Below are 24,287 nucleotides of genomic sequence, written 5' to 3'. Positions count from 1 at the left end.
GACAGAAGAACCCGCTAAGCCGCCGCGCCCACCAGCTCTATCTCGACACGACGGTTCGGTGCGAGACATCGCACCAAAGCGTCCTGCCTGCTCTGATGGCATTCAACCCGCTGATTCGCACTGCCTCGACCTCGCGCGGTAATCGGCAATGTCACGCTACGCGCGCGCAAATACTGCTCGACGGTTTGCGCACGTTGCGTCGACAACCACTGATTGCGGGCCGCGCCGCCAAGACGGTCCGCATAGCCGGTGACCTGCAAGGCGTGAACGGCAGGCGCGTTTTTTAGCGCGCTCACCACGTCATCGAGTTGGCGCTGTCCAGCCGGCAATATCGAGGCGTCGTTGAAACGGAACAGCGAGTCCGCCCGCAGCGTCATTGTTTGCGGCGCTTTTACCGGCAACGCCGACACGGGCACCGATGCCGACATGGCCTGCTTGCATTGCATCGCTGTTTCGGCCGATTTGCGCAGCTTGTCTTTGACGTCAGGCAAGTGCTTCTCGGCATCGGCGAAACTTCGTATCCATGCGTCATGCCCCGCCTGCATCAGTTCGACTTCGGCGCAGGCAAGCGGCGGCTGCGCTGGCGGACATTGAGCGAGGGCGGGATCTGCCTTGATTGCGTTGACGATCCCCCACAGATCAGGACGTACCGTGGACACAGTGCGCAACGCGGCATTCGCAGCCGATAACGGTGTGCCGCGCTCAACGCCGACCGTGATCGTCGCGGCCTGGCCGATCGCCTCCTCGACGAAGCCCCATTGGTCATGCGCTTGTCGCGCCTGCTGGGCAGCGTCCAGCCAGCATTGCGCCTTCGCTCGAAAATAGTCGTTGCGGCTACCGGGCGCGCGATCGAGGCGTTCCTGTAACGACGTCATCGCAGCGCGGCTGTTCGCGATCGGCGCGTAAGCATTCACCCATTGCGAGTTGGCCGCGCCCGCAGGTTCGTCCTGCGTGGCGCCAATGCCTGTTCTCAACACGGAGGCGTCTTCGATACCTAGCCGCTCACGCGCAGCACGGTCCGCGCAGCCCGTTAAGGTCAGCACGCAGACAAGCAGGGTTAGCTGGAGTTTCATTGACTGTCTGCGTCGAGCGCATCTTGCTGAAGAGGGCTCAGAGTATGAACAGACGCAGACACACGGGGAATGGGAACAATCTTAGAAACGGTTCGGAACTTTGCAGAATGTAAGGAACCTTAAATATCCAACGTCGCAGTCTCGATCATGAACCTCAGGCCTTGACCGCGCGCGCGGCATTGCGGCCTCGCAACCATTCGAGCGCCAACAGTAGGCCCGTGGAGAACACGATCAGAATCGTTGCGAGCGCCGCAATGGTCGGGCTGATGTTCTCGCGGATGCCGGTGAACATCTGGCGCGGCAGCGTAGTCTGATCCGCGCCGGCAAGGAACAGCGTGACGACCACTTCATCGAACGATGTCGCGAACGCGAACAGCGCACCCGAGATAACGCCCGGTGCGATCACCGGCAACGTAATGCGAAAGAACGTTTTGACCGGATTCGCACCCAGCGACAAACTGGCGCGCACCAGGTTGTAATTGAACCCCTGCAGCGTGGCCGCGACCGTCGTGACGACGAAGGGCACGCCGAGCGACGCGTGCGCGAGAATCAACCCGATATACGTATTGGCCAACCCAAGCGGCGCAAAGAACAGATACATGCCGACGCCGACCACCACCACCGGCACGATCATCGGCGAGATCAGGATCGCCATTAGCAGCCCTTTGCCGCGGAAGTTCGCTTTGGTCAAGCCGATCGCCGCCAGCGTGCCGAGCACCGTCGCGACGATTGTTGCCGACGGCGCCACGATGAAACTGTTTTTGGCGGCCGTGCGCCATTCATCGGAGGCGAGCAGGTTCTGATACCAGCGCAGCGACCAGCCCGGGATCGGATACACCAGAAACGTGCTCGACGAAAACGACAGCGGTACGATCGCCAGCACCGGCAGAATGAGATACAGCAGCGTCAGCACGGCCAGTGCGCGCAGCGCGAAATACCACACGCGCTCCACCATCGACGTATGCGGTGCGAACAAAGGCTTGGCAAGTTTCATCGCAATTGACTCCGTTCAGCCAAGGCTCAATGACGAACGCGTGAAGCGTCCATAGATCACGTACAGCACGAGCGTCGCGGCGAGCAGCAGACCGCCGAGCGCACACGCCATGCCCCAGTTGATCGTGACGTTGGTGAAGTACGCGACGTAGTAGCTGACCATCTGATCGCCCGGGCCGCCGAGCAAAGCTGGCGTGATGTAGTAGCCGATCGCGAGAATGAACACCAGCAAGGCGCCCGCGCCGATGCCCGGATAGGTCTGCGGCACATAGACGCGCCAGAACGCGGCGAACGGATGGCTGCCGAGCGACACCGCGGCGCGCTGATACGTGGGCGGGATCGATTTCATCACGCTGTACAGCGGCAAAATCATGAACGGCAACAGAATGTGCGTCATCGAAATGTAGACGCCGGTGCGGTTGAACAGCAGCGCGAGCGGATCGTGAATCAGGCCGCTCGCGATCAGCGCTTTATTCACCAGCCCTTCGCCTTGCAGAATCACGATCCATGCGGCCACGCGCACGAGGATCGAAGTCCAGAACGGAATCAGCACGAGGATCATCACCAGATTCGCGCGCCGCTCGGACAGCGTCGAAATCCAGTACGCGAGCGGATAGCCGAGCAACAACGCGAAGAACGTGACGACCGCGCCGATCACGAAGGTGCGGCCGAACACGGTGAGGTAGATCTGCTGATCGGGATCGGTCGGTATGATGTGACCGAACGCGTCCTGTTTATGATCCAGCGAAGCGAGCAGGTAGAACGCCGAATACACGCCCGAGTTCTTGGCGATGGCTTGCCAGTAAGTGACGTCGTTCCAGCGTTCGTCCAGTTCGACGAATTTGGCGTGAACCTGCGCGGGCGTCAGTTGCAGCGGCTTGTTGTTGTCGTCGACGAACGGCATGGCGCGCGCGGACTTTGCAACCAGCGAGCGATAACCGGGAATCTCCACGTTGAGGCGGCGTGCGAGCGCGCCCATGCCGTCGCCGTCGGCGACTGCGGTGAGGTCGGTAGCTAGCGCGGCATAAGCGGCGTCCGGCGGCGGCGTCTTGCGGTCCCAGGCGCTCAGCGCATTCAGCGTATGCGGCAGCGCGCCGACCACTTCCGGATTCTGCGCCGCGCGCGTCAACAGCGCGCCGATCGGCACGACGAAAATCAACAGCAGAAAAATGGCGAGCGGCGCGATCAACAGCAAGGCCATGGCCCGTTTTTTCGATTCCGCGGCCTTCAGTTCACGCTTGAGTCGGCCACTTGCTTCAGGCGTCGAATCGGCGGCGATCGTCATCGTAGTCACACCCGTCTCCATCTGAACGTTCGCGCGCATCCATCGGATAAGCGCGAATGTTTCATTGCATCGATACGGCGCGGCTCACTATCGATCGAACCGCGCCTTCTCAAACCCAACCGCTTACTTCGAAGCCCACGACGAGAAGCGCTGCTCCAGTTCATCGCCATGGTCGGTCCAGAACGCGAGGTTCTGCAGCACGGCGTTCTTGCCGTTGGCCGGCGAGTTCGGCAGATTGGCGAGCGTCTTCGCGTCGAGCGCCTTGATTGCCGTCACATTCACCGGACCGTAGGCGATGTTATGCGCGTAGTCCTGTTGCGGCTTCGACGAGATCGAATAGGCGATGTACTTCTCGGCCAGCGCCTTGTTCGGCGTGCCCTTCGGAATCGCCCAATAGTCGAGGTCGTAAATGCTGCCGTTCCAGACCACCTTGAGGTTCTTGCCTTCGCGTTGCGCGGCGTCGATCCGGCCGTTGTACGCGGTGGACATCACCACGTCGCCCGCCACGAGGAATTGCGGCGGCTGTGCGCCCGCTTCCCACCATTGAATATTCGGTTTCAGCTCGTCGAGCTTCTTGAATGCGCGGTCCTGGCCTTCCTTCGTGGCGAGAACCTTGTAGACGTCTTTCGGCGCCACGCCGTCGGCCATTAGCGCGAATTCGAGGTTGTAGCGCGCGCCCTTGCGCATAGCCCGTTTGCCCGGGAATTTCTTCACGTCCCAGAAGTCGGCCCAGCCGGTCGGCGCCGTTTTCAGCTTGTCGGCGTTATACGCGAGCGCCGTCGACCACACGAAAAAGCCGACGCCGCACGTTTGCGGCGCTTCAGGAATCAGATCCGACTTCTTGCCGAGCTTCGACCAGTCGAGCTTTTCGTACAGACCTTCATCGCAGCCGCGGCCAATGTCGCCCGATTCGACTTCCACCACGTCCCAATTCACGTGCTTGGCTTCGACCATGGCCTTCACTTTGGCCTGCTCGCCGTTGTATTCGACGGCGGTCACTTTATTGCTGGTCTGCGTTTCGAACGGCTGGTTGAATGCCGCTTTCTGCGCGTCGCCATTCGCGCCGCCGAAATTAACGACCGTCAGTTCGGCGGCATTGACTTGCGCGGCGCCCAGCGCGAGCGCGACAGCACCGACAGCGATGGCGCAGCGCGATTTCACGATCTTGCTCATGGTGTGTTGCTCTCCTTGGGTGATGTGCTTCAAATCTATGTACGACGCGGTTTTGTTATGTGCTGCTGAAAAGACTTACCCACGTCGGGCGCGTTGCACGTCCGGCGTGTTCACTGCAACCAATACGCTCAACCTGTTTATGCTTCGGCGAAAACCCGCAGATGCTCCGGCGCGAATTCCAACGCGACCGGCGCGCCGGGTGCAAAGGTATCGAGCGCTGCCGTGCCGAGCGGCACCTTGACGAAGCACTCGTCCTGCTGCGGCAGACCGCAGCGCATCCGCACGTGGTCGCCGAAATAGATCAGCCCGCGCGCTTCGCCGCTGAGCGCATTGGCGCCGGCGCGCCGCTCGCCGTTCACGGCGCGATTGGCCAGCTTCATGCGCTCAGGCCGAATGCACGCCACGGCCGACGTGCCCGCCCGCGCCCCGCCGATATTGCGGCCGGTGAGACGCGTACCGTCGCTCAGATGAAACTCGCAGAACTCGCCGTCGACATTCGCGATCGTGCCGCGCAGCTTGTTGCTGTCGCCGATAAAGTTGGCGACGAACTCGTTGCACGGCGATTCGTACAGACGGTCCACGGTATCGAGTTGTTGCACGATGCCTTTATCGAACACGGCGACGCGATCGGACATGGTCAGCGCTTCACCCTGATCGTGCGTGACGTACACGAAGGTGACGCCGAGCTTCTCGTGCAATGACTTGAGTTCGTACTGCATGTGTTCGCGCAACTGTTTGTCCAGCGCGCCGAGCGGTTCGTCCATCAGCACGAGCTTCGGCTCGAACACCAGGGCGCGGGCGAGCGCGATACGTTGTTGCTGGCCGCCCGACAACTGCGCCGGATAACGCTTCGCGAAGCTCTCCATGCGTACCATTTTCAGCGCGTTATGCGTGCGCTCCGCACGCTCCTGCGCCGAAACCTTGCGCACGGTCAACGGATACGCCACATTCTGCTCGACTGTGAGGTGCGGAAACAGCGCGTAGTTCTGAAACACCATGCCGATGTTGCGCTTGTGCGGCGGCACCGTATTGAGCAACGTGCCGTCGAGCCAGATCTCGCCGCCGGTGGGAAATTCGAAACCCGCCAGCATCATCAGGCAAGTGGTTTTGCCCGAACCCGACGGCCCGAGCAACGTCAGGAATTCGCCCTGATAGATGTCCAGATCGAGCTGTTTGACGACCAGCGTTTCGCCGTCGTAGGTCTTGCGCACGCCGCGAAAGCTGACGATCACGTCATCGGTTTTCATCGCTCCAGTCTCCTCTGCGATCCATCTGGCTCCCCCTGCAAAACAGCGGGATTGTGTCAATTGCGTGGCTCACTATAGACCGTTACGGTTCTACAATATGGAACCATTTCATTATTCCGGATAGAACCACTTGGACACCGTGATCTTGTCGGATTGGCTCGCCGCGAGGCTCGACCGCACGGCCGCCGAACCGGTCTACAGACAGACCTTGCGACTGATGCAGCAGGCCATTCTCACCGGCCAGTTGCCGCCCGGCGCCAAGCTGCCGAGCTCACGCACGCTCGCCGAAGACCTCGGCATTGCACGCAATACGGTGCTGCACGTCTACGATCAGTTGACCGCCGAAGGCTACGTGATCTCGACCACCGGCAGCGGCACCTACGTCGCGGACACGAGGCCGGACACAGCCGCGATGAATGCGCGCAAGCAGCCCGTGGTGGTCATCAGTGTCGACACGCAAGCGAGCCCCGCTGCGGAGCCGCCGCCACCGCCGCCCAAACGCGATCTCGGCGACCTGTCGACGCGGGGGCGTCGGCTGATCGACAAAGCCGGCGTATCCGCCAAGCAATGGGGTGCATTCATGCCGGGCGTGCCCGACGTCGCGGAGTTTCCGGCGCGTACGTGGAGCCGCTTGCAGGCCAGGTTATGGAAAGAGGCTAATCCCGATCTGCTCACCTACGCACCGGGCGGCGGTTATCGGCCATTGCGGCGTGCGCTGTCCGACTACCTGCGCGTGGCGCGCTCGGTGAATTGCACGCCCGATCAGATCATCATCACCACGGGTATTCACCAATCGATCGATCTGGCGGTGCGTTTATTGACCGACGTCGGCGATCGCGCGTGGGTCGAGGAGCCGTGTTATTGGGGGGCGCGCAGCGTGCTGCAATCGTCGGGGATCACGCTGGTGCCGGTGCCCGTGGACGCCGAAGGTCTGAATCCGCGCGAACAGGATCTGCAACAGCCGCCGCGTCTCGCGCTCGTCACACCATCGCATCAATATCCGCTCGGTATGGTGATGAGCCTCGCGCGCCGCCGCACGCTGCTCGAATACGCGCGTCAGCACAACGTCTGGATCATCGAGGACGACTACGACAGCGAGTTCCGCTACGGCAGCCGGCCGCTCGCGTCGCTGCAAGGACTCGACGAGGCCGGGCAGGTGATCTACGTGGGCAGCCTCGGGAAGATGCTGTTTCCCGGCTTGCGGATCGGCTACATGATCGCGCCGGAGCATCTGGTGGAGACGTTCCGGACCGGCGTCGCGGAGTTGTACCGCGAGGGGCAGTTGATGCAGCAGGCGGTGATGACAGACTTCATCATGGACGGCCATCTCACGTCGCACGTTCGGCGCATGCGTGCGTTGTACGGCGAGCGGAGGCAGATTCTGATCGACGCGATCACCGCGCGTTTCGGCAGCGAACTGCCGGTCATGGGCGACGAGGCCGGTCTGCATCTGGTGCTCGGTTTGCCGGATCACGCGAACGATCGCGCGGTGACCGCCGCCGCTTACGATGCCGGCGTGATCGTGCGTCCGCTCGCGAGCTACTACAGCAGCGATACGCCCGCGCGGCGCGGTTTGCTGCTGGGCTACGCGTGCGTGCCGAACGAGAAGATCGGCCCCGCGTTCGACACACTCGCGCGCGTGATCGAGCAGACCGCGTTGAAGAAGCCGACGCGCGCCGCCTGATTGCGCGGCGCGTGGTTTTGCGCGGCTTCACGTAGCTTCACGCGCCCGTGCTGCACGCCACGTTCGCCGCCCCGATAACGTTACTTCAAGCCAAAGTCGACCCGTGTGGTCGCGCCTTTGTCCTTGATACCGTCGGCGTTCAGCTTCGGCGCAACGATAAACACGCGGCTGCTGTCGATCTTGCCGTCCAGATACTGCTGCACGCTCTGCGCCCGCTGCTGCGCGAGCTGACGCAGGCTGGCGTCGTCGATCGGCGCGTTGGCGGCAATCGCGCTCTTCATTTCATCGTTCGGCAGGCTCTTGGTCAGGCCGACAAAATTGCGCGGCTTCTTGAAGTCGGCGGACTTGTAGGCCTGGGTCAAATACTTGTCGTAATCCTTTGGATCGACCGTGACCGTCGACAGATCGACGCTCTCACCATTGCCCACCACGTCCTTGATCTTCTGCTGCTTGACCAGACGGTCCACGTATTGCGTGCGCAACGCGGGTTCGTCGACAGCCGGGTCGACGCGGCCGATCAGGTCCATCTTGATCGACGTCTTGTCGGCCAGTGCCTTGACGATCGTGTCGAGCTTCTTGTTGTCGGCGTCCGTGAGTTTCGCGGAGCCCGGCTCGAATTCGACATAGCCCAATTCCTCGCCGCTGCCGCCGAACGCGTTGGCGATCAGCGAGAACGGCGCGGTCACCGCCTTCTGCAGCAGATTGAGCACCGCATGCCAGATCAGGCCGCCAATGCTGAACTCCGGATTCGACAACGAGCCCGAGACTGGCAGGTTCACGTCGATTTCACCGCGCGAATTCTTCAGCAGCGAGATCGCGAGACGCACCGGCAACTTGGTCGCCGTATCGTTCTGCACGTGGTCGCCGAACGTGAGCTGATCGATGAACAGGTGATTGTTCGCGTTCAACTGATCGTTAGCGAGCTGGTAGTGCAGATCGACGTTCAGCTTGCCCTTGGTGATCGGATAGCCGGCATATTTCGCCGAATATGGCGTGAGGTTGGTCAGCTCGATATCGTGCGCGCTCGCCGTCAGATCGAGCGCCGGTTTCTCGATCAGCGGATTGACCGTCCCGCGAATCGATAGCGGACCGTTGGCCGCCAGTTTTGCGGCGACGTCGACCGGCGCGGCCGTCGTGGATTGTGTGCCGAACGCGCCGATCGTGCCTGTAATGCCGACCAGATTCGCCGTGAAATTCGGCTTGATGAAATTGTCCGTATAGGTCACGCGGCCTTGCTGCAGCACCAGTTGACCGAAGTGCAGCTTGACGGGGCTCTGCGGCGGCGTAGCGGCCGTCACGGTAGCGGGTGTGGCGGGTGTAGTCGACGAAACCGGCGCCGGTGCTGCCGCCACCGCAGGCGCTTGCGGTGTCAGCGGCACCGGTTCGGCGCCGCTCTCGTCGCGCGTCAGCGACTGGGGCGCGCCGCTTTCATGCGCGACCACATCCTTGAGGTTGAGCTTGCCTTGCGCGTCGAGCAGCACGCGTCCGTAGAACTTCGTGAACGTGACTTTGCCCGCGTCCACTTCCGTGCCGCGCTCGTCGTAATCGGCTTTGAGGTTGGTCAGCGCGAGCGAGCCCCAGCCCGCGAACGGGTCGGAGGTCGCCTTGTCGAGCATCCGCACGTCGACCAGCGCCATGTCGCCGTGATAGTTCGCCTTCAACGACTTCGTCTGGCTCAGCGCCAGTTCGCCGTTCGCGTTGAGCAACGCGCTCGCGATCACCGCATTGAGCTTGCTGCCGAAGTACGGTTCGAACGCCGCCGCGTCGAGCCGGTTCGCGTTCACCTTGACCGCGACCTTGAGCGGCGTGGCCGTGACGTCGCCCTTCACGCCGAGCGTGCCTCTCTTGTTCAGCGTGGCCTGTAGGTCGATCGGCAGCGGACGGCTCAGGTCGTCGCTGATCTGCTGCACCTTGAGTTGCAATGGCGTGATGCTCAGGCGCACCGGTTGCGGCGTGGTGTTGTCGGTGAAATTGGCGGTCGCGTCTTTCAGGTTCAGTTCGCCGATCTTGTAGTGCCACGCGGGCCCTTGCGCCTGCGCCTTCTTGACCGCGTGAATCGCCGTGCGCTGCTGCTCGACTTCATGCGGACCGGCCAGCGACGTGAGATTGATGCTGCCGTCTTTCAGGCGTTGCGCGTCGACCGAGAGGCCGGTCGTCTCGACGCTCGTGATGTCGGCGGTGCGTGCCGCCACATCCACCTGCTTGACCGTCACGTGCGCCTGCGCGAGCACGATGAGCGGCTGCTTGCTGCCGCGCGCCGCCAGCTTCAGCGATTGCAGATCGAGCTGCGTGTCGGCGACCATCACAGCGACCGGCTCCTTCGACCAGTTCGCGCCGATATTCACCGTGGCGGACAGCGCGCCGTCGGTCACTTGCGCGGCGGTTGCGGTGTCGATATAGGGCTGCAGCAGCGGCAGCTTCAGCGACTTGAGATCGAGCTTCGCGCTCGCGGTCTTCGCGACGAGGCCGAACGCGCCTGCCGCGCCGAGCGAACCGGCGCCGTCCTTGAAATCGGTATTCAGCGTGTAATGCGCCGGCGCGGTGGCGAGTGTCGAGAAATCGGTCAGCGTCACAGCCAGTTTTTGCAGACCGACGTCGACGGGCCGCGAAGCCGCTTCGTCGTGAACATTCACGGTGCCGTCATTCAGCACGAAGCGTTTGATCGCCAGATCCAGCGGCGGAGCCGCAGCCGTTTCCGTCGCGGCGGCGCCAGATGCGGCGGCCGGTGCGCTAGCAGTTCTGGCCGCCGATGCAGCAGCCGATGCCATCGCCGGTGCGGACGCAGCGGCCGTGCCAGACGCCGCCGGCGCCGGCGCGAACATGCGCTCGACACTCAACACGCCGTCTCTATCGCGCGCCAGATCGGCGCTCGGCGCGTCGATGCGGATCTCGTCGAAGTGATAGAGGCTCTTCAACGGCTCGAGTGTCGCGGCGGCCACATGCACGGCGTGGGCCGCGAAGAACGGCGCCTTGCTTTGATCCCGCACGTCCACGTCGTTCATATCGACGGTGCCGGCTACGCGCAGCGAAGGCGCGTCGTTCGAGATCACGAAGTTGAGCTTGAGGTCGGTGGACAGCTTGCCGGACTGCACGATCACCGGCAGTTTGGTCGGCACATACGACATGAGCCGCGGCACATCGAGCCCGTCGAAGCGCAGCGACACTTCCGATTCACGCGACGTGGCGAACGGCTTGGTCTTGCCGTCGATCGCCAGCGGACTACCGTCGATCCGCGCGCGCAGCAACGGCTCGACGAAGATGTCGGTTTTCGAAGGCAACGTGGCGATAAACGGAATGCCGAGCTTCCATTGATCGATCACATGAGTCACGCCGAGCAGCTTGTCGTCGAACGTGATCTGGCCGTTTTCGAGGCGAATGTTCGACACGGAGAACAGCGTCGGCTTGCTGTCGGGTTTGGCCGGCTGTTTCGAGAACTTCTCGATCAGGTCGGTGAAATTGAAACGCTGCGCGTCATAACGAACAATATGAAAACGCGGCGAATCGAGTTGCACTTCGTCGACGATCGGCGCCGCGCGAAACAGCGAACTCCACGACGCCTGCACGATAAGCCGCGAAATATCGACGAAATCACCCGCGCCGTCTTTATCGCCGATATGCACGCGGTCGGCTTCGAGTCGCAGCGTATAGGGATTCAGCGCAATCCGGCCGATGGTGGCCGGACGATCGAGCTGCTTGCTGAGTTGTTGCTCGGCGATATGGCGAATCAGCGGCGGCGCCGCGAAGAAGCCCAGCAGACCGAACAATACGACGAAGATCAGCAGACCGGTCAGGACACGCCGGGTACGGCGCGACTGCGCGACGTCGCGCACGGTCTGCATGGAGGAGGCTAATGATGCTTTGTTGAGGCTTGCCATGCTCGGTCTTGGGTAGTGCGGCGGCAAGCCCGCCGCGAAAACGAAAATCCCGCAAGCGGCAGTATAAGTCGTGAATCAGGGATGGGATAGAAATGTAAGCCGGGGCTTACACAATCGCTGACGCTATTAAAAGTTTATGCCCGCCGTTGTAAAACGGCGGGCATAAATTAATCGATGCATCAAGCGCGCGCGACTGTCATATCAGCGACGCATTTCACTGACGCACGACCGCCGGCGGTTGCCAGCTACCGTCGGTGGCTTGCGGCTTCGGCGCATACAAACGCAGCACCAGTTGCAGATCGGCGCGCGGCGCCGGCAACCAGTTGCCGCTCTTGCTACGCGCCGACGAGACGGTCACGTCGAGCGAACCGTCGCGATTGCGGCGTGCGCCGTTACGATCACCGACCGCCAGACGGGCCGGCGCGCTTTCACCCAACGCACCGTCTTTTGTGTAGGCGGTGATCGACCAGAAACCGCGCACCGGCGGCAACTGGTTCGGCGCAAAGTGAATCACGTAGCGATTGGCGCCGTTCAGCGCGTGGCCGTCGCTGTCTTGCGTGACGACCGCGCGCACTTCGTCGTCTTTCGTGCCGATGCCCGGTTGCATGGACGCGGCATAAGCGCGCAACGCGTAGTCGGGACCGTAATTGCCGACGCCGTCGCCGAACCAGTTCCAGCCGTTGCCGTTCAGGAGATTGCTCGGCGCCGTGACAACCCGCTCATGACCTTCGGTGAGGCCGGCGGCAATCGCATCGGCCGCCTTCGGCAGCTTGACCGGCTCGCCCGGCGTGACGCCCAGGTCGGTGAGGAATTTCAGCGCATGCGGATCGGCCGGAGTCGGCGGATTGTCGGGCAAGGCTTGCGCGAGTCGCGTGAAAAAGCCGTTGGCGTCGAGCGCGGCGACTTGCGCGGCCGGCGTGCCGGATGCGCTCGCGGCCGCGTCGGCGGCATTGCTGCGCGGCGGCGTAATGGTCGCCGTGCGTGTGTCGCCCACATAGACGCTAAGCGGCGCGACGCGAATGGCGCGCTGCAACTTGCGGACCGCCGTCAGGTCGCGCGTGCCGTTCGACTGAATCCGCACGCTCACCCACGCGTTGCGGGTCGGCACGTCGACGCGCTTCACGCCCTTGGGCAGATCGCCCTGCCAACCTGGGCCGACAAAGGCAATCGTTTGCGATTTGATGCCGGCCGCGCGGGTGGTGAATTGCGCACTGGTCGACCAGACGACGTTGGTCCACATGTCCAGCACGCGGGCGTCGACGTAACGGCCATGCGAATCGGGCAGCGAAACGATCACCGGCTCGCTGCCGACGTCCAGCCAGCCGGTCGAGTCGAGCGTGTCGAGGCTCGGCTGCGGCGGGTTCGATGCGCCGACCGGCGGCAACGCCTGCGCGTGGCGCAGCGTATTGAGCGGCGCCTGGCCCGGATCGGTGCCGACCGCCGCGTCGCGCGCGACGCCCATCAGCACCAGCGGGTAGCCGAATACGTACGAGTCGGCGACTTCGTCCTTGATCCAGCCCGTGGGTTTCTGCGTTGCGGCAGGCGGCGACGCGCAACCGGCCAGAAATGCGAGGCCTGCGAACGATGCGCAGGTCCAGTGAAGCGAAAACAGTTCTCGGCGATTTTTTATCATTCGTTCAGGTGGCGGAACGTGCGGTCCTAAGGGAGACGTCGGCGCGCAGCGAGATCTGCTTTGGCGGGGTCTCCCCAAACCCCGCGCAGCCAGTCCGCCGTGCGCGATGCCGACAACACCGGGTTGTATCGTATCCTTGCTCACCAGGCAAGCGCAAAGGTATGAATAGCGCGTTGTCATGCACACGCCATGTGCGATTGCGTCAAATTCGGCCTGTTTTACGCTGTCTGCCGGGTCGCACGTGTCGAAGTCTGGCGGTGTTTTCGCCCATGTGGATCCGGAGTGGTTTATGTACATGCCCGCGCATTTCGAAGAGAACCGACCCGAGGTGCTGCATCGCCTGATTGGCGAGCAGCCGCTCGGCGCGCTGATTACGAACGGGCCCAATGGGCTCGATGCGAATCATGTGCCGTTCGAACTGGACGTCGCTCCCGCTGGCGGCGCCATCCTGCGGGCGCATGTCGCCCGGGCCAATCCGGTCTGGCAGGAAGTGGCCAGCCATCCCGACGCGCTCGTCATTTTCCAGGGGCCGACGGCCTATATTTCGCCGAACTGGTATCCGAGCAAGCACGACGCGCATCGGCAGGTGCCGACTTACAACTACATGGTCGTGCATGCGCACGGCCGGATCGTCGTACGCGACGACGAAACGTTCGTCCGCGGTCTGGTCGCGCGTCTGACGCGCAAGATGGAAGCCGGCGAGCCGGTGCCGTGGAAGATGGGCGACGCGCCCGCCGACTTTATCGCGCAGATGCTCGGCGCGATCGTCGGGATCGAAATCGAAGTGACGCGGCTGGTCGGCAAATGGAAACTCGGCCAGAACAAGGCCGCCGCCGACCGCCGCGGCGCGGCCGAAACGCTGCTGGCGCGTTCCAGCGATGAACAGCAGGCAGTCGGGCAAGCCATGCTGGATGCACCGCCGGCGTTTTGAGCGGCGACTTTCGGCCGCACCGCGCAAACCGTCCTTGACCTTCCCATCATGGGAAGGAAGATACTGGGTTCATTACGCGGCCCCCTGCCGCCATGAGCCTTGCCTACCATGACCGAACTCGCCAATCCGCAGCGCCCCACGGACACCGCCGTCTTTCCAGCCCGAACCGCCGAACTCGACATTGGCGGGATGACGTGCGCGTCATGCGCCACGCGTGTCGAGAAGGCGCTGGCCAAAGTGCCGGGCGTCACGCGCGCGTCCGTGAATCTCGCCACGGAAAAAGCGCGTATCGAGAGCGACGCCAGCGTCGAACCCGACACGCTCGCCAATGCCGTGCGCAAAGCGGGCTACGAAGCGACGCTGGTGCCGTCCGAGGATGCCGCGCCCTCGGACGCCGCGTTGGTCACTCGGCCGCCGCAAGCCACGGAACTGGCGATCGGCGGCATGACCTGCGCTTCCTGCGCAATGCGGGTCGAGAAAGCACTGGCGAAGGTGGCGGGCGTGACGGGCGCGTCGGTGAATCTGGCCACCGAAACGGCCACCGTCGGCCTGAGCGGCGCTGAGTCCGACCCAGCCGCGGAGGCACTGATCGCGGCCGTCAAGAAAGCCGGCTACGAGGCCACCTTGATCGCGCCGCCGGAAGCGCCGTCTTTTGCAGCCGAGGCAGGCCAGGCTGGCAGTCTGGATTACGGCGATCACGGCCATCACGCAGCCCCTGCCGCCTCCACCACCGCCGCCGACCGCAAACGCGACCAAAGCCGCCGAGAACTGGCCGCCGTCCTCGTTTCCGCCGTGCTGACCCTGCCGCTCGTCGTGCCAATGGTCGCCGAATGGTTCGGCGTGCAAGCCATGCTGTCGCCGTGGCTGCAGTTCGCGCTCGCGTCGATCGTGCAATTCGTGTTCGGCGCGCGCTTCTATCGCGCCGCCTTTCGCGCCGTGCGCGCCGGCGCGGGCAATATGGATTTGCTGGTGGCGCTCGGCACATCGGCCGCGTATGGCATCAGCGTCTACGAACTGGCAACGCATCCGGGCGACATGATGCATCTGTATTTCGAAGCGTCGGCGGTCGTGATTACGCTGGTGCGCTTCGGCAAGTGGCTCGAAGCACGCGCCAAGCGCCAGACCACGGACGCGATCCGCGCGCTCAACGCCCTGCGCCCCGATCGCGCGCGCATTCGCGTCGGCGCCGACGAGCGCGAGGTGCCGCTCGCGCAAGTGCGGGTCGGCACGGTCGTGATCGTGCGTCCCGGCGAACGCGTGCCGGTGGACGGCGCGGTGCTCGAAGGCCGCACGCACATCGACGAATCGCTGATTACGGGCGAAAGCCTGCCGGTACCGAAACAGGCCGCCGACAAAGTCACCGCCGGCTCGATCAACGGCGAAGGCGCGATTGCCGTGACCACCACCGCGATCGGCGCGGAAACCACGCTCGCGCGAATCATCCGCTTGGTGGAAAGCGCGCAGGCCGAAAAAGCGCCGATCCAGCGGCTGGTGGACCGGGTCAGCGAAATCTTCGTGCCGGCGATTCTGGCGATTGCCGCGCTCACGCTGGTGGGCTGGCTGATCGCGGGCGCGGGCGGCGAGACCGCCATCCTGAACGCGGTCGCCGTGCTGGTGATCGCCTGCCCGTGCGCGCTGGGGCTCGCTACGCCGGCCGCCATCATGGCCGGCACCGGCGTCGCCGCGCGGCACGGCGTGCTGATCAAAGACGCCGAAGCGCTGGAAACCGCGCATCGCGTGACGATCGTCGCGTTCGATAAAACCGGCACGCTGACGCTAGGCCAACCATCGGTGACGGCGTTCGAGCCGATCGGCGAGATCGGCCATGACGAAGCGTTAGCGCTGGCCGCAGCGGTGCAGCGGCATAGCGATCACCCGCTGGCGCGGGCGGTGATCAAGGCGTATGAGGCGGTGTCGGCAAGCCGACCCAACGCAAGTACAGCAAGTACGGCAATAACGGCGAGCGCCGCGAGCGCCGTGGCGGGTCGTGGCGTCGAAGCGGATGTCGACGGCCGCACCTTGGCGCTGGGCAGCACGCGCTGGCTCACCGAACTCGGCATCGCGTTACCGCCGGCGTTGACGGAACGCGCCCATGAACTCGAAGCCGCCGGCAACACGGTCTCCTGGCTGATGCAGCGCGACGAGCAGGCGCCCGCGGCGCTCGCCCTGATCGCTTTCGGCGACACCGTCAAACCGACGGCGCGCGCGGCCATCGAGCGGCTGGCCGGGATGGGCATCAAAAGCGTGCTTGTAACGGGCGACAACCGTGGCAGTGCCGCCAGTGTCGCCAAAGCGCTGGGCATCGACGAATTCCACGCCGAAGTCCTGCCCGACGACAAAGCCCGCGTGATCCGCGACCTGAAAATCCGCAGTGCCGGCATCGTGGCGATGGCGGGCGACGGCATCAACGACGCCCCCGCGCTGGCCGCCGCCGACATCGGCATCGCCATGGCGACCGGCACCGACGTCGCCATGCACGCGGCCGGCATCACGCTGATGCGCGGCGATCCGGCGCTGGTGGCCGACGCGATCGACATTTCGCGCAAGACCTGGCGCAAGATCCAGCAGAACCTGTTCTGGGCGTTCGTCTACAACCTGATCGGGGTTCCGCTGGCCGCGTTCGGCTTGCTGAACCCGATGCTGGCCGGCGCGGCGATGGCGTTTTCGAGCGTCAGCGTTGTTACTAACGCGCTGTTGCTGCGCACCTGGCGCGGTGCACCTGGATCTGCGGGATCTGCGGGACGCTGACCGCAAAACGCGCCGGTCGTCCCTCGGACACCTCATCGATTACGCAAAGCTTTCAAAAACCCTAAAGAAAGCGGACGGCATTGCCGTTAACCCTGACATCAACGCGCGGACCCCGCTTAGGCAGGGCCCGCGCTTTCGCTTGTCCTCCTCACTGCGTAATCGTCAATGGAATTCCTCTCTTTGCGCCGCGCCAGCGTCGGCGCCCGGCTTGCCGTTCTCTCGTGCGTACTGGTGGCGCTGATATTCGCCGCCTTCACCTGGGCGCTCACCCGCACGGCCGGCAAACAGGTCAGCGATCAGGTGCTCGACCGTATCGCCGATCGGGACCGCTCGATCGCCGCGATGATCACGCTGTTCGACAAGGCGCTGTCGGCCGAAGTCGACCGCTCGATGTCGCTGTTCGCGAGCTTCCTGCCACCCGGCTATACGCTCGACGACACCCAGAAAATCGACATTGGCGGCGTCGCGACCCCGACCATCAAGGCCGGCGACAAGGTCCTCAACATGGACTTCACGATCCCCGACCAGTTTCTCGAACGCAGCGGCGCCGTGGCCACCGTGTTCGCACGCAGCGGCGACGACTTCGTACGCGTGACGACGTCGCTGAAGAAACAGGACGGTTCGCGCGCCATCGGCACGTTGCTCGACCGCAAAGCGCCGGCGTATGCGCTGATCCTGGCGAACAAGTCCTATACGGGACTCGCCGCGCTGTTCGGCAAACGTTTGATCACGCAATACCGGCCGATCACCGACGCAACCGGCCGCGTGATCGGCGCGTTGTTCGTGGGCGTGAACGTGGACAAACAGATCCAGTCGGTCGAAGACGATATCCGCAACCTGAAGATCGGCGACAGCGGTTACTACTTCGTGCTGAACGCGTCGAAGGGCGCGGATCGCGGCAAACTGATCGTGCATCCGGCCGCGGCCGGCCAGAGCGCGGACAACGCGAACGCGCCGTATCAGCAGATGCTCGACATGAAGGAAGGCCAGCTCGAGTACCGTTCGGCCGACGCCACGCTCGGCGAGCGCGACGCACGCGACAAGTTCGTCTCGTTCGTCACGGTGCCGGAATGGCAATGGCTGGTCGGCGGCGTCGCGCCGCGTGACGAAGTGATGGCCGACGTCACCGCGACCCGCAACACGTTCCTGGCGCTCGGCTTCGTGCTGGTCGGCGCGTTCGCGGTGGTCTTCCTGATCGCGGTGCGGCGCATGGTGAGCCGTCCGCTCGCCGAAGCGGCCAAAGCGTCCGAACGCTTCGCCTCAGGCGATCTGAGTGTGCGCGTAGCCCAGGGCGGCAACGCCCGCGCCGACGAAATCGGCCGTCTGATGCAATCGATCGACGGCATCGGCGAAGGGCTCGCGCGCATCGTTTCGCAAGTACGCAACGCGTCGGCAGGTATGTCGCAGGGCACGGAAAAGATCGCCACCGGCAGCGGCAATATCGCCGCGCGGATCGCCACCCAGGCGAGCAGCCTCGAAGAAACGGCGGCCAGCATGGAGCAGATCACGTCGACCGTGCAGCAGAACGCCGACCACGCGGCGCAAGCCAACACGCTCGTTACGCGCGCGGCCGAGGCGGCGCTCGAAGGCGGCCGCGCCGTGGAACGCGTGGTGTCGACTATGGGCGAGATCAGCCGCTCGTCGCAGAAAATCGCCGAAATCACCACGGTGATCGAAGGCATCGCGTTCCAGACCAATATCCTCGCGTTGAACGCCGCCGTGGAAGCCGCGCGGGCGGGCGAACACGGCAAGGGCTTCGCGGTGGTGGCGTCGGAAGTGCGCGCGCTGGCGCAACGCAGCGCGGCCTCGGTGAAGGAGATCGAGAGTTTGATTGCGACTTCATCGGCGACCGTGCGCGGCGGGTTCAAGATCGCCGAGGAAGCCAGCTCGACGATGCAGGGCATCGTCCAACAAGTCGGCCAGGTGCGCGCGATCATGGGCGAAATCAGCGTCGCGTCGCGCGAGCAATCGGGTGGCATCGAGCAGGTCAATCTCGCCGTGACGCAGATCGGCGAGGCGACCCAGCAGAATGCGACGATCGTCGGCGAAGCGGAACTCGCGGCGGCCGAATTGCGCGATCAGGCCGCGCGGCTTGCGCAGGTGGTGAGTGTGTTCAAGCTGGAAAGCGGACGCGATTGAGCACTAGCGGTCGTTAAAACTCGACGTCCAGTTCGTCGATCTCTTCCACTTCCTGCTGCGCGTCGGCAATCCACGCCTGCATCTCGGGCAGCGCCATGATCCGCTGCCCGTAGTCGACGATCTCCGGATCGAGCTTGACGTCGTAGGTCACGAAGCGCGTCACGACGGGCGCGTACATCGCGTCCGCCGCGCTGCGCTCGCCGAACAGAAACGGGCCGCCATACTGCTTCAGGCAGTCGCTCCAGATCGTCACGATCCGGTCGATATCCGACTGCGCGCGCGCCCACACCTTGAAGCCCGGAAAATGCGCTTTCAGGTTCATCGGCAGCGCCGAGCGCAGCGAACCGAAACCCGAATGCATCTCGCCGCAAATCGAACGGCAATGTGCACGCGCGCGAATGTCTTTCGGCAACAACGCCGCTTCCGGTTTCAACTCGTTCAGATACTCCGCGATAGCCAGTGTGTCCCACACCTTGATGCCGTCGTGAACGAGGCACGGCACCAGAATCGACGGCGACAGCAGCAGCAATTCGGCGCGCGCCGCGGGGTCGTCGATCGGCATCACGATCTCGTCGAACGGCAGACCGCTGAAGCGCGTCAGCAGCCAGCCGCGCAACGACCACGACGAATAGTTCTTGCTGCTGATGGTGAGCGTGGTATTCGCCATACGATTCTCCTCCAGATGACGCGTTCGGCTGGCGCTTGACGCGCTGTATGCACGTTGCCGTGCGCGCGCGCACCAAAGCGCGGCAATTTCGGCCCGTTGCCCTGAACAGCGCAAATGCTATGCCAATGTGCAGCGGCGGTTGCACGTGTGCGCTTGCATGATTGGCACATGACTTGCCTCTATGTGGGTTCCATCCTCTTCAGCACTCGTGCGAAGGTTATGAACCTGTTCGCATATCCCACATACCAGGCCTTCGCCGACATGATGCTGCCGATGCGGCATAGCGCGGCCCTGATGAGTCATTCGCTCGACGCATGGCCCGCGTTCGGTGAAACGCCGCACGGACGTTCGATGCGAGCGGCCTGCGAGTTGGTGACGCTAGCCGGGCTGACTCCCGTGCGGCCGCCGTTCGGCATTGACAGTGTGGTGACGGAAGGCAAACCGGTGGCGATCGTCGAAGAGGTTGCCGCGCACACGCCGTTCTGTTCGCTGCTGCATTTCCGCAAGGACACCACGCTCTCGACGCCGCAACCGCGCGTGCTGGTGATCGCGCCGATGTCGGGCCACTTCGCGACGCTGTTGCGCGGCACCGTGCGCACCATGCTGGCAGAACACGACGTCTATATCACCGACTGGCACAACCCGCGCGATGTGCCGCTGAGCGAAGGCCGCTTCGGCTTCGACGAATACGTGCAGCACGTGATCGACTTTACGGAGACGATCGGCCCCGGCGCGCATCTGCTGGCGGTGTGCCAGCCGACCGTTGCCGCGCTGTCGGCGGTCGCGCTGATGGCCGCCGACGATCATCCCGCGCAGCCGGCCAGCATGACGCTGATGGCCGGTCCGCTCGATACGCGCATCAACCCGACGCGCGTCAACGAGCTGGCCAAAAGCAAACCGCTCGAATGGTTCGAGAAGAACCTGATCAGCGCGGTGCCGTTCGGTTTCGCGGGCGCGCAGCGGCGCGTGTATCCGGGCTTCATGCAGTTGACCGCGTTCATGTCGATGAACCTCGGCCGTCATCTCGACTCGTTCGAGACGATGTATTACGAGCGCGCGAAAGGCGATCCAACGAAGGCCGACACGATTCACACCTTCTACGAAGAGTATTTCGCGACGATGGACCTCACCGCCGATTTCTATCTGGAGACCGTCGATACGGTTTTTCAGCGGCATGCGTTGCCGTTGCATGAGCTCGAGGTGGCGGGACGTCTCGTGGAGCCGTCGAAGATTCGTCGCACCGCGTTGCTGACCGTTGAGGGGGAAAAGGACGATATCTGCGCGGTCGGGCAAACGCTCGCCGCGCAGGATATGTGCGACAAGTTACGGCCTTATCTGAAGACGCATCATGTGCAGACCGGCGTGGGGCATTACGGCGTGTTCAACGGGCATCGCTGGGAGCGGCAGATTTATCCGCGCGTGCGGGCCGTGATTTACGACAACGAGCCGCGCGCGGTGCTGGTGAGTTCGAAGGCGCGAACGATTCAGCCGGTGTCAGTGCCGGCGGCCACAGCGGCCGAGGTGACGGCGGCGGCGCCGGTTGCGGCGGCGGTGGTGGATGTGTCGGTGGCGGCCGGCCGCGTGGGCGGCGGCGGCTCGGCTTAACTTAAAGCTAAAACGTCGCGGCTTAAGCCGCGACGCTCTTCCATGGCTTGACGGCCGGCACCTCGCACGGACCGTCGGCGTCGATCGATTTGAAATCCGCCGGCGACACGATCTCGATGTACTCCATATCCTCCGAGTAATCGAACAGATAGTGGACGATCCCCGGCGCCTGATGCACGCAATCGCCGGCGGCGACGAGCGTCTCCTTGTCACCGTACATGAAGCGCGCCCAGCCCTTCAGCATGATCACAATGTGGAAATCGGCCTCATGACGGTGCCAGCCGGTGCCTTGCTCTGGTGCGTGATTCGCCTTGACGAGTTGCGCGAGGACCTTGCCGCCGGTCGCCTGTGCAATGCCTAAATCTCGGTAGAGAAAAAAGTCGCGAAGACCCTGATCCTCGTAGGACGTGTCTTGCGGACGGATGTGGCTGAACTGCGTGGCGAATTCGGTGGACATGATCGCGCTCCTGGAGAGTGAGCCGGCAGTTGAAAACGACGCGTTGGAGCGTCGGTTGCAAGCATCAAGCGGGCCAGTTTGCGCGGATGGGTTTGCGTTGGGTTGAGGCGATGGGGTGAGCGCCGCGCTTTTTGCTTTTGACTTTCGATGTGCTGCGCGGCGCGGTCTGCGTGAAAACGCTTTGGCGGTTTTATGCGGTCGGGCGGAACATCTGGAACATGTCGCCGATTTCCGCGTAGTCCGCGCGATAGCCCGCGCGCATGATCGGCTGCGCGGCGTGCGTGTCGAACAGACCGTCTTTCAGATAAGCCTCGTTGATGTGGACACCGACCACCTGGCCGAGCGACAGATAGTTGTCCATCGGCGTGCCGTCGAGCGTATGCAGACGCACCACTTGCAGCAACTTGCATTCGAGCGCGGCCGGCGATTCGGCGACGTGCGGCACGCTCACATTGCGGCCCGGCGCGGCAGTGAGCCCAGCGAGTTCGAACTCGTCGATATGCGGCGCGACCGGAGCGGATGAGCGGTTCATCTGTTCGGCGAGCGGTTTGCTCGCGAGGTTCCAGACGAATTCGCCGGTGGCTTCGATGTTGGCGATGCTGTCTTTGCGGCCTTCGCTGCAGAAACCGATGATCGGCGGGAAGGTGGCGAACGCGCCGAAGAAGCTGTACGGGGCGAGGTTCAGGGTGCCTTCTGTGTCGCGTGAAGCGATCCAGCCGATCAGGCGCGGCGCGACGATGGCTTTGAACGGGTCGTGCGGGAGGCCGTGGCCGGTGGCAGGGTTGTAGAAGTAGTGGGACATGGGTTGGGCTGGAGGTTTTGCGGGGGCGCGGAGGGGTATTTATACCGCAGAGTCTTTGAGGCTGCTGGGAGCGGCGCGGGCGAGCAGCCCTGCTGGCGCCTTGCATTTAACAGTCTATGGGCTGTTAAATAAAAATACAGCCTATAGACTGTTTATATTAATAACAGCTTTAAAGCTGTATTTGTGTGATACAGTTTAAAGCCTGTATGAGATCGAAGATAATCCCATGGATTACGCTATCAAAACGCTAGCTCAGCTCCGGCCCATCTTGCAGGGCTTTCGCAAGTCCGCGGGACTCACTCAAGCGGCGGTCGCGGACCTATTAGGCATCACCCAGCAAAGCTACGCGCAACTGGAGGCCAATCCTGCCGCGGCCAGCGTTGAACGCATTTTTAAGGTCATGCGTCTGCTCAATGTCGATCTGCGGCTGAGTCAAACGTTAGCCGCAGCGAGCGGCGAATCTGCGTCGGTTGCCACACCGAAACGTCAACGGTCCGCCCCTGCGGTCAAGAAGGTACGGCCAGTCACGGCCAAAAAGAAAAAGGAAAACTGGTAATCATGGCGCGGCGCGCTCAGACGCAACGACTCGACATCTGGATGAACGGTATCCCCGTCGGCTATTGGGAAAAAGCGCGTGACGGGGAGCGTTTGAGTTATTTCGACACGTGGATCAGCGATGAACAAGGGCGACCGCTGTCTTTGTCGATGCCATTCACGCCCGGCAATCAGCCTTATCGGGGCAACCTGGTGAGCGCCTTCTTCGACAATCTGCTCCCCGATAGCGACGCCATTCGGCGGCGGCTAGCTCAGCGACACCGTACAGGCAGCACGAATGCGTTCGATCTGCTGGTCGCGCTTGGCCGCGATTGCGTCGGCGCAATCCAGTTACTGCCCGCGGACGAAAGACCCACCGATCTCTACAACATTTCCGGCGCGCCGCTCTCCGAACCGGAGATCGCACAGCTTTTGCGCAATGCAACCGCTGCGGCCCCACTCGGCCAATACGATGATGGTGCGGATCTGCGCTTATCGATTGCAGGCGCACAGGAGAAAACCGCATTGCTTCGCCGTGACGGGGAATGGATCTATCCGACAGGTAGCACGCCGACCACGCATATCTTCAAGCTCCCGCTCGGGCTGGTTGGGAATATGCAAGCGGACATGCGCACATCGATTGAGAACGAGTGGTTGTGCGCCAGAATCGTCGCGGCTTATGGACTGCCTGTGGCGAATTGCGAGGTGGCGACATTCGAGGATCAGAAAGCACTCGTCGTCGAACGCTTTGATCGAAGACTGTCGAGCGACGCTCGCTGGATCGTTCGTCTTCCGCAGGAGGACATGTGCCAGGCTACCGGGCGACCGTCGCATCTGAAGTATCAGGCCGATGGCGGCCCTGGCATCGCCGAGATCATGGACGTATTGCTCGGTTCAGAGAATGCGGATCAGGATCGGCTGCAATTCTTCAAGACTCAACTGGTGTTCTGGCTACTCGCGGCGACCGACGGGCACGCGAAGAACTTCAGCATTTTTCATTTGCCGGGAGGGCGGTATCGGTCCACGCCGCTTTACGATGTCCTTTCCGCGCATCCGATCATCGGTTCGGGAAGGAATCAGATTGCCCGTCAGAAGGCCAAGATGGCAATGGCGGTTCGTGGCAGCACAAATCACTATCTGATCGACCGGATTCAACATCGGCATTGGATTGAGCAGGCTCGGCAAGTTGGGTTGGGGAGAGTGGCTGCGCAGGAGATCATCGAGGAAGTGGTTGATGCGACTGATGGGGCGATCAGTGCGGTGAACGCGCAAGTGCCCCCGGACTTTCCGGGCGGACTGGCGGAATCGATTCTGAAGGGGATTGGAAAGCAGCGGGACAGGTTGCGGGCGGCGGGGGCTCGGTAGTTGCGAAGCTTGTTCCACCCTCGATTGTCAACTTTGCAATCGGAGAGCGGAAACGAGACGCCATACCTGGCTTCCA

General features: G+C 63.1%; 17 protein-coding genes. 7 read left to right on the top strand and 10 right to left on the bottom strand.

The features are described from left to right. Nucleotides 1–14 precede the first annotated feature (14 nt). From FA94_RS35730 to FA94_RS35710, 5 genes are all read right to left on the bottom strand, one after another. A complete protein-coding gene (locus tag FA94_RS35730; RefSeq protein ID WP_035560964.1) occupies nt 15–1,073 on the bottom strand; it encodes an OmpA family protein in 1,059 nt (352 codons plus the stop codon). 154 nt (nt 1,074–1,227) lie between these two features. Next, nucleotides 1,228–2,067: an ABC transporter permease gene (locus FA94_RS35725; RefSeq protein WP_035560960.1), complete on the bottom strand. Its 840-nt coding sequence runs from the start codon at nt 2,065–2,067 to the stop codon at nt 1,228–1,230. 15 nt (nt 2,068–2,082) lie between these two features. After that, on the bottom strand, nt 2,083–3,360 hold the full coding sequence (locus FA94_RS35720) for an ABC transporter permease (protein WP_035564025.1): 1,278 nt from the start codon (nt 3,358–3,360) through the stop codon (nt 2,083–2,085). Between the two features lie 114 nt (nt 3,361–3,474). Then, nucleotides 3,475–4,524 carry an ABC transporter substrate-binding protein gene (locus tag FA94_RS35715; protein ID WP_035560957.1) on the bottom strand — a complete coding sequence of 350 codons (1,050 nt, stop codon included), beginning with the start codon at nt 4,522–4,524 and terminating at the stop codon, nt 3,475–3,477. A 137-nt stretch (nt 4,525–4,661) separates the two neighbouring features. After that, nucleotides 4,662–5,771: an ABC transporter ATP-binding protein gene (locus FA94_RS35710; RefSeq protein ID WP_035560954.1), complete on the bottom strand. Its 1,110-nt coding sequence runs from the start codon at nt 5,769–5,771 to the stop codon at nt 4,662–4,664. A gap of 130 nt (nt 5,772–5,901) precedes the next feature. Between FA94_RS35710 and pdxR the strand changes: the two genes are divergently transcribed. Further along, nucleotides 5,902–7,455, top strand: a complete 1,554-nt coding sequence (gene pdxR, locus FA94_RS35705; RefSeq protein ID WP_035560952.1) for a MocR-like pyridoxine biosynthesis transcription factor PdxR — start codon at nt 5,902–5,904, stop codon at nt 7,453–7,455. 80 nt (nt 7,456–7,535) lie between these two features. Here pdxR and FA94_RS35700 read toward each other — a convergent pair whose 3' ends face one another. Together FA94_RS35700 and FA94_RS35695 are read right to left on the bottom strand one after the other, a co-directional pair. Then, a complete protein-coding gene (locus tag FA94_RS35700; protein ID WP_035560949.1) occupies nt 7,536–11,330 on the bottom strand; it encodes a DUF748 domain-containing protein in 3,795 nt (1,264 codons plus the stop codon). 214 nt (nt 11,331–11,544) lie between these two features. Further along, nucleotides 11,545–12,963: a DUF1254 domain-containing protein gene (locus tag FA94_RS35695; RefSeq protein WP_035560947.1), complete on the bottom strand. Its 1,419-nt coding sequence runs from the start codon at nt 12,961–12,963 to the stop codon at nt 11,545–11,547. Nucleotides 12,964–13,252: 289 nt separating this feature from the next. Between FA94_RS35695 and FA94_RS35690 the strand changes: the two genes are divergently transcribed. The 3 genes from FA94_RS35690 to FA94_RS35680 all read left to right on the top strand — a co-directional run bounded on the left by FA94_RS35690 (nt 13,253) and on the right by FA94_RS35680 (nt 18,781). After that, entirely contained in the window at nt 13,253–13,894 is a 642-nt protein-coding gene (locus FA94_RS35690; RefSeq protein WP_035560944.1) for an FMN-binding negative transcriptional regulator, read from the top strand. A 108-nt stretch (nt 13,895–14,002) separates the two neighbouring features. Then, nucleotides 14,003–16,642 (top strand): heavy metal translocating P-type ATPase, encoded by a 2,640-nt coding sequence (locus FA94_RS35685; protein WP_035560939.1) that lies wholly within the window; start codon nt 14,003–14,005, stop codon nt 16,640–16,642. 165 nt (nt 16,643–16,807) lie between these two features. Further along, nucleotides 16,808–18,781 carry a methyl-accepting chemotaxis protein gene (locus FA94_RS35680; RefSeq protein ID WP_035560936.1) on the top strand — a complete coding sequence of 658 codons (1,974 nt, stop codon included), beginning with the start codon at nt 16,808–16,810 and terminating at the stop codon, nt 18,779–18,781. Between the two features lie 13 nt (nt 18,782–18,794). Here FA94_RS35680 and FA94_RS35675 read toward each other — a convergent pair whose 3' ends face one another. After that, nucleotides 18,795–19,448 (bottom strand): glutathione S-transferase family protein, encoded by a 654-nt coding sequence (locus FA94_RS35675; RefSeq protein WP_035560933.1) that lies wholly within the window; start codon nt 19,446–19,448, stop codon nt 18,795–18,797. 219 nt (nt 19,449–19,667) lie between these two features. Here FA94_RS35675 and FA94_RS35670 point away from each other — a divergent pair, with 219 nt between their 5' ends. Then, nucleotides 19,668–21,053, top strand: a complete 1,386-nt coding sequence (locus FA94_RS35670) for a polyhydroxyalkanoate depolymerase (RefSeq protein ID WP_035560932.1) — start codon at nt 19,668–19,670, stop codon at nt 21,051–21,053. A gap of 22 nt (nt 21,054–21,075) precedes the next feature. Here the strand turns inward: FA94_RS35670 and FA94_RS35665 are convergent, their stop codons facing one another. Further along, nucleotides 21,076–21,510 (bottom strand): cupin domain-containing protein, encoded by a 435-nt coding sequence (locus FA94_RS35665; protein WP_035560930.1) that lies wholly within the window; start codon nt 21,508–21,510, stop codon nt 21,076–21,078. A 190-nt stretch (nt 21,511–21,700) separates the two neighbouring features. After that, nucleotides 21,701–22,312, bottom strand: coding sequence for a flavin reductase family protein (locus FA94_RS35660; RefSeq protein ID WP_035560928.1), 612 nt, complete (start codon nt 22,310–22,312; stop codon nt 21,701–21,703). Nucleotides 22,313–22,538: 226 nt separating this feature from the next. Between FA94_RS35660 and FA94_RS35655 the strand changes: the two genes are divergently transcribed. Both FA94_RS35655 and FA94_RS35650 read left to right on the top strand, forming a co-directional pair. After that, the gene (locus tag FA94_RS35655) at nt 22,539–22,868 is read left to right on the top strand and encodes a helix-turn-helix transcriptional regulator (RefSeq protein ID WP_035560925.1); all 330 of its coding nucleotides are present in this window, start codon (nt 22,539–22,541) and stop codon (nt 22,866–22,868) included. Further along, the gene (locus FA94_RS35650; protein ID WP_197070315.1) at nt 22,868–24,211 is read left to right on the top strand and encodes a type II toxin-antitoxin system HipA family toxin; all 1,344 of its coding nucleotides are present in this window, start codon (nt 22,868–22,870) and stop codon (nt 24,209–24,211) included. The genes FA94_RS35655 and FA94_RS35650 overlap by 1 nt, the downstream gene beginning before the upstream one ends. Nucleotides 24,212–24,287: the final 76 nt, after the last annotated feature.

Source organism: Burkholderia sp. 9120 (assembly GCF_000745015.1).
Taxonomy (GTDB): Bacteria; Pseudomonadota; Gammaproteobacteria; order Burkholderiales; family Burkholderiaceae; genus Paraburkholderia.
The sequence above is the reverse complement of the archived record's forward strand: the minus strand, read 5'-3'. Positions and strand labels throughout refer to the sequence as shown.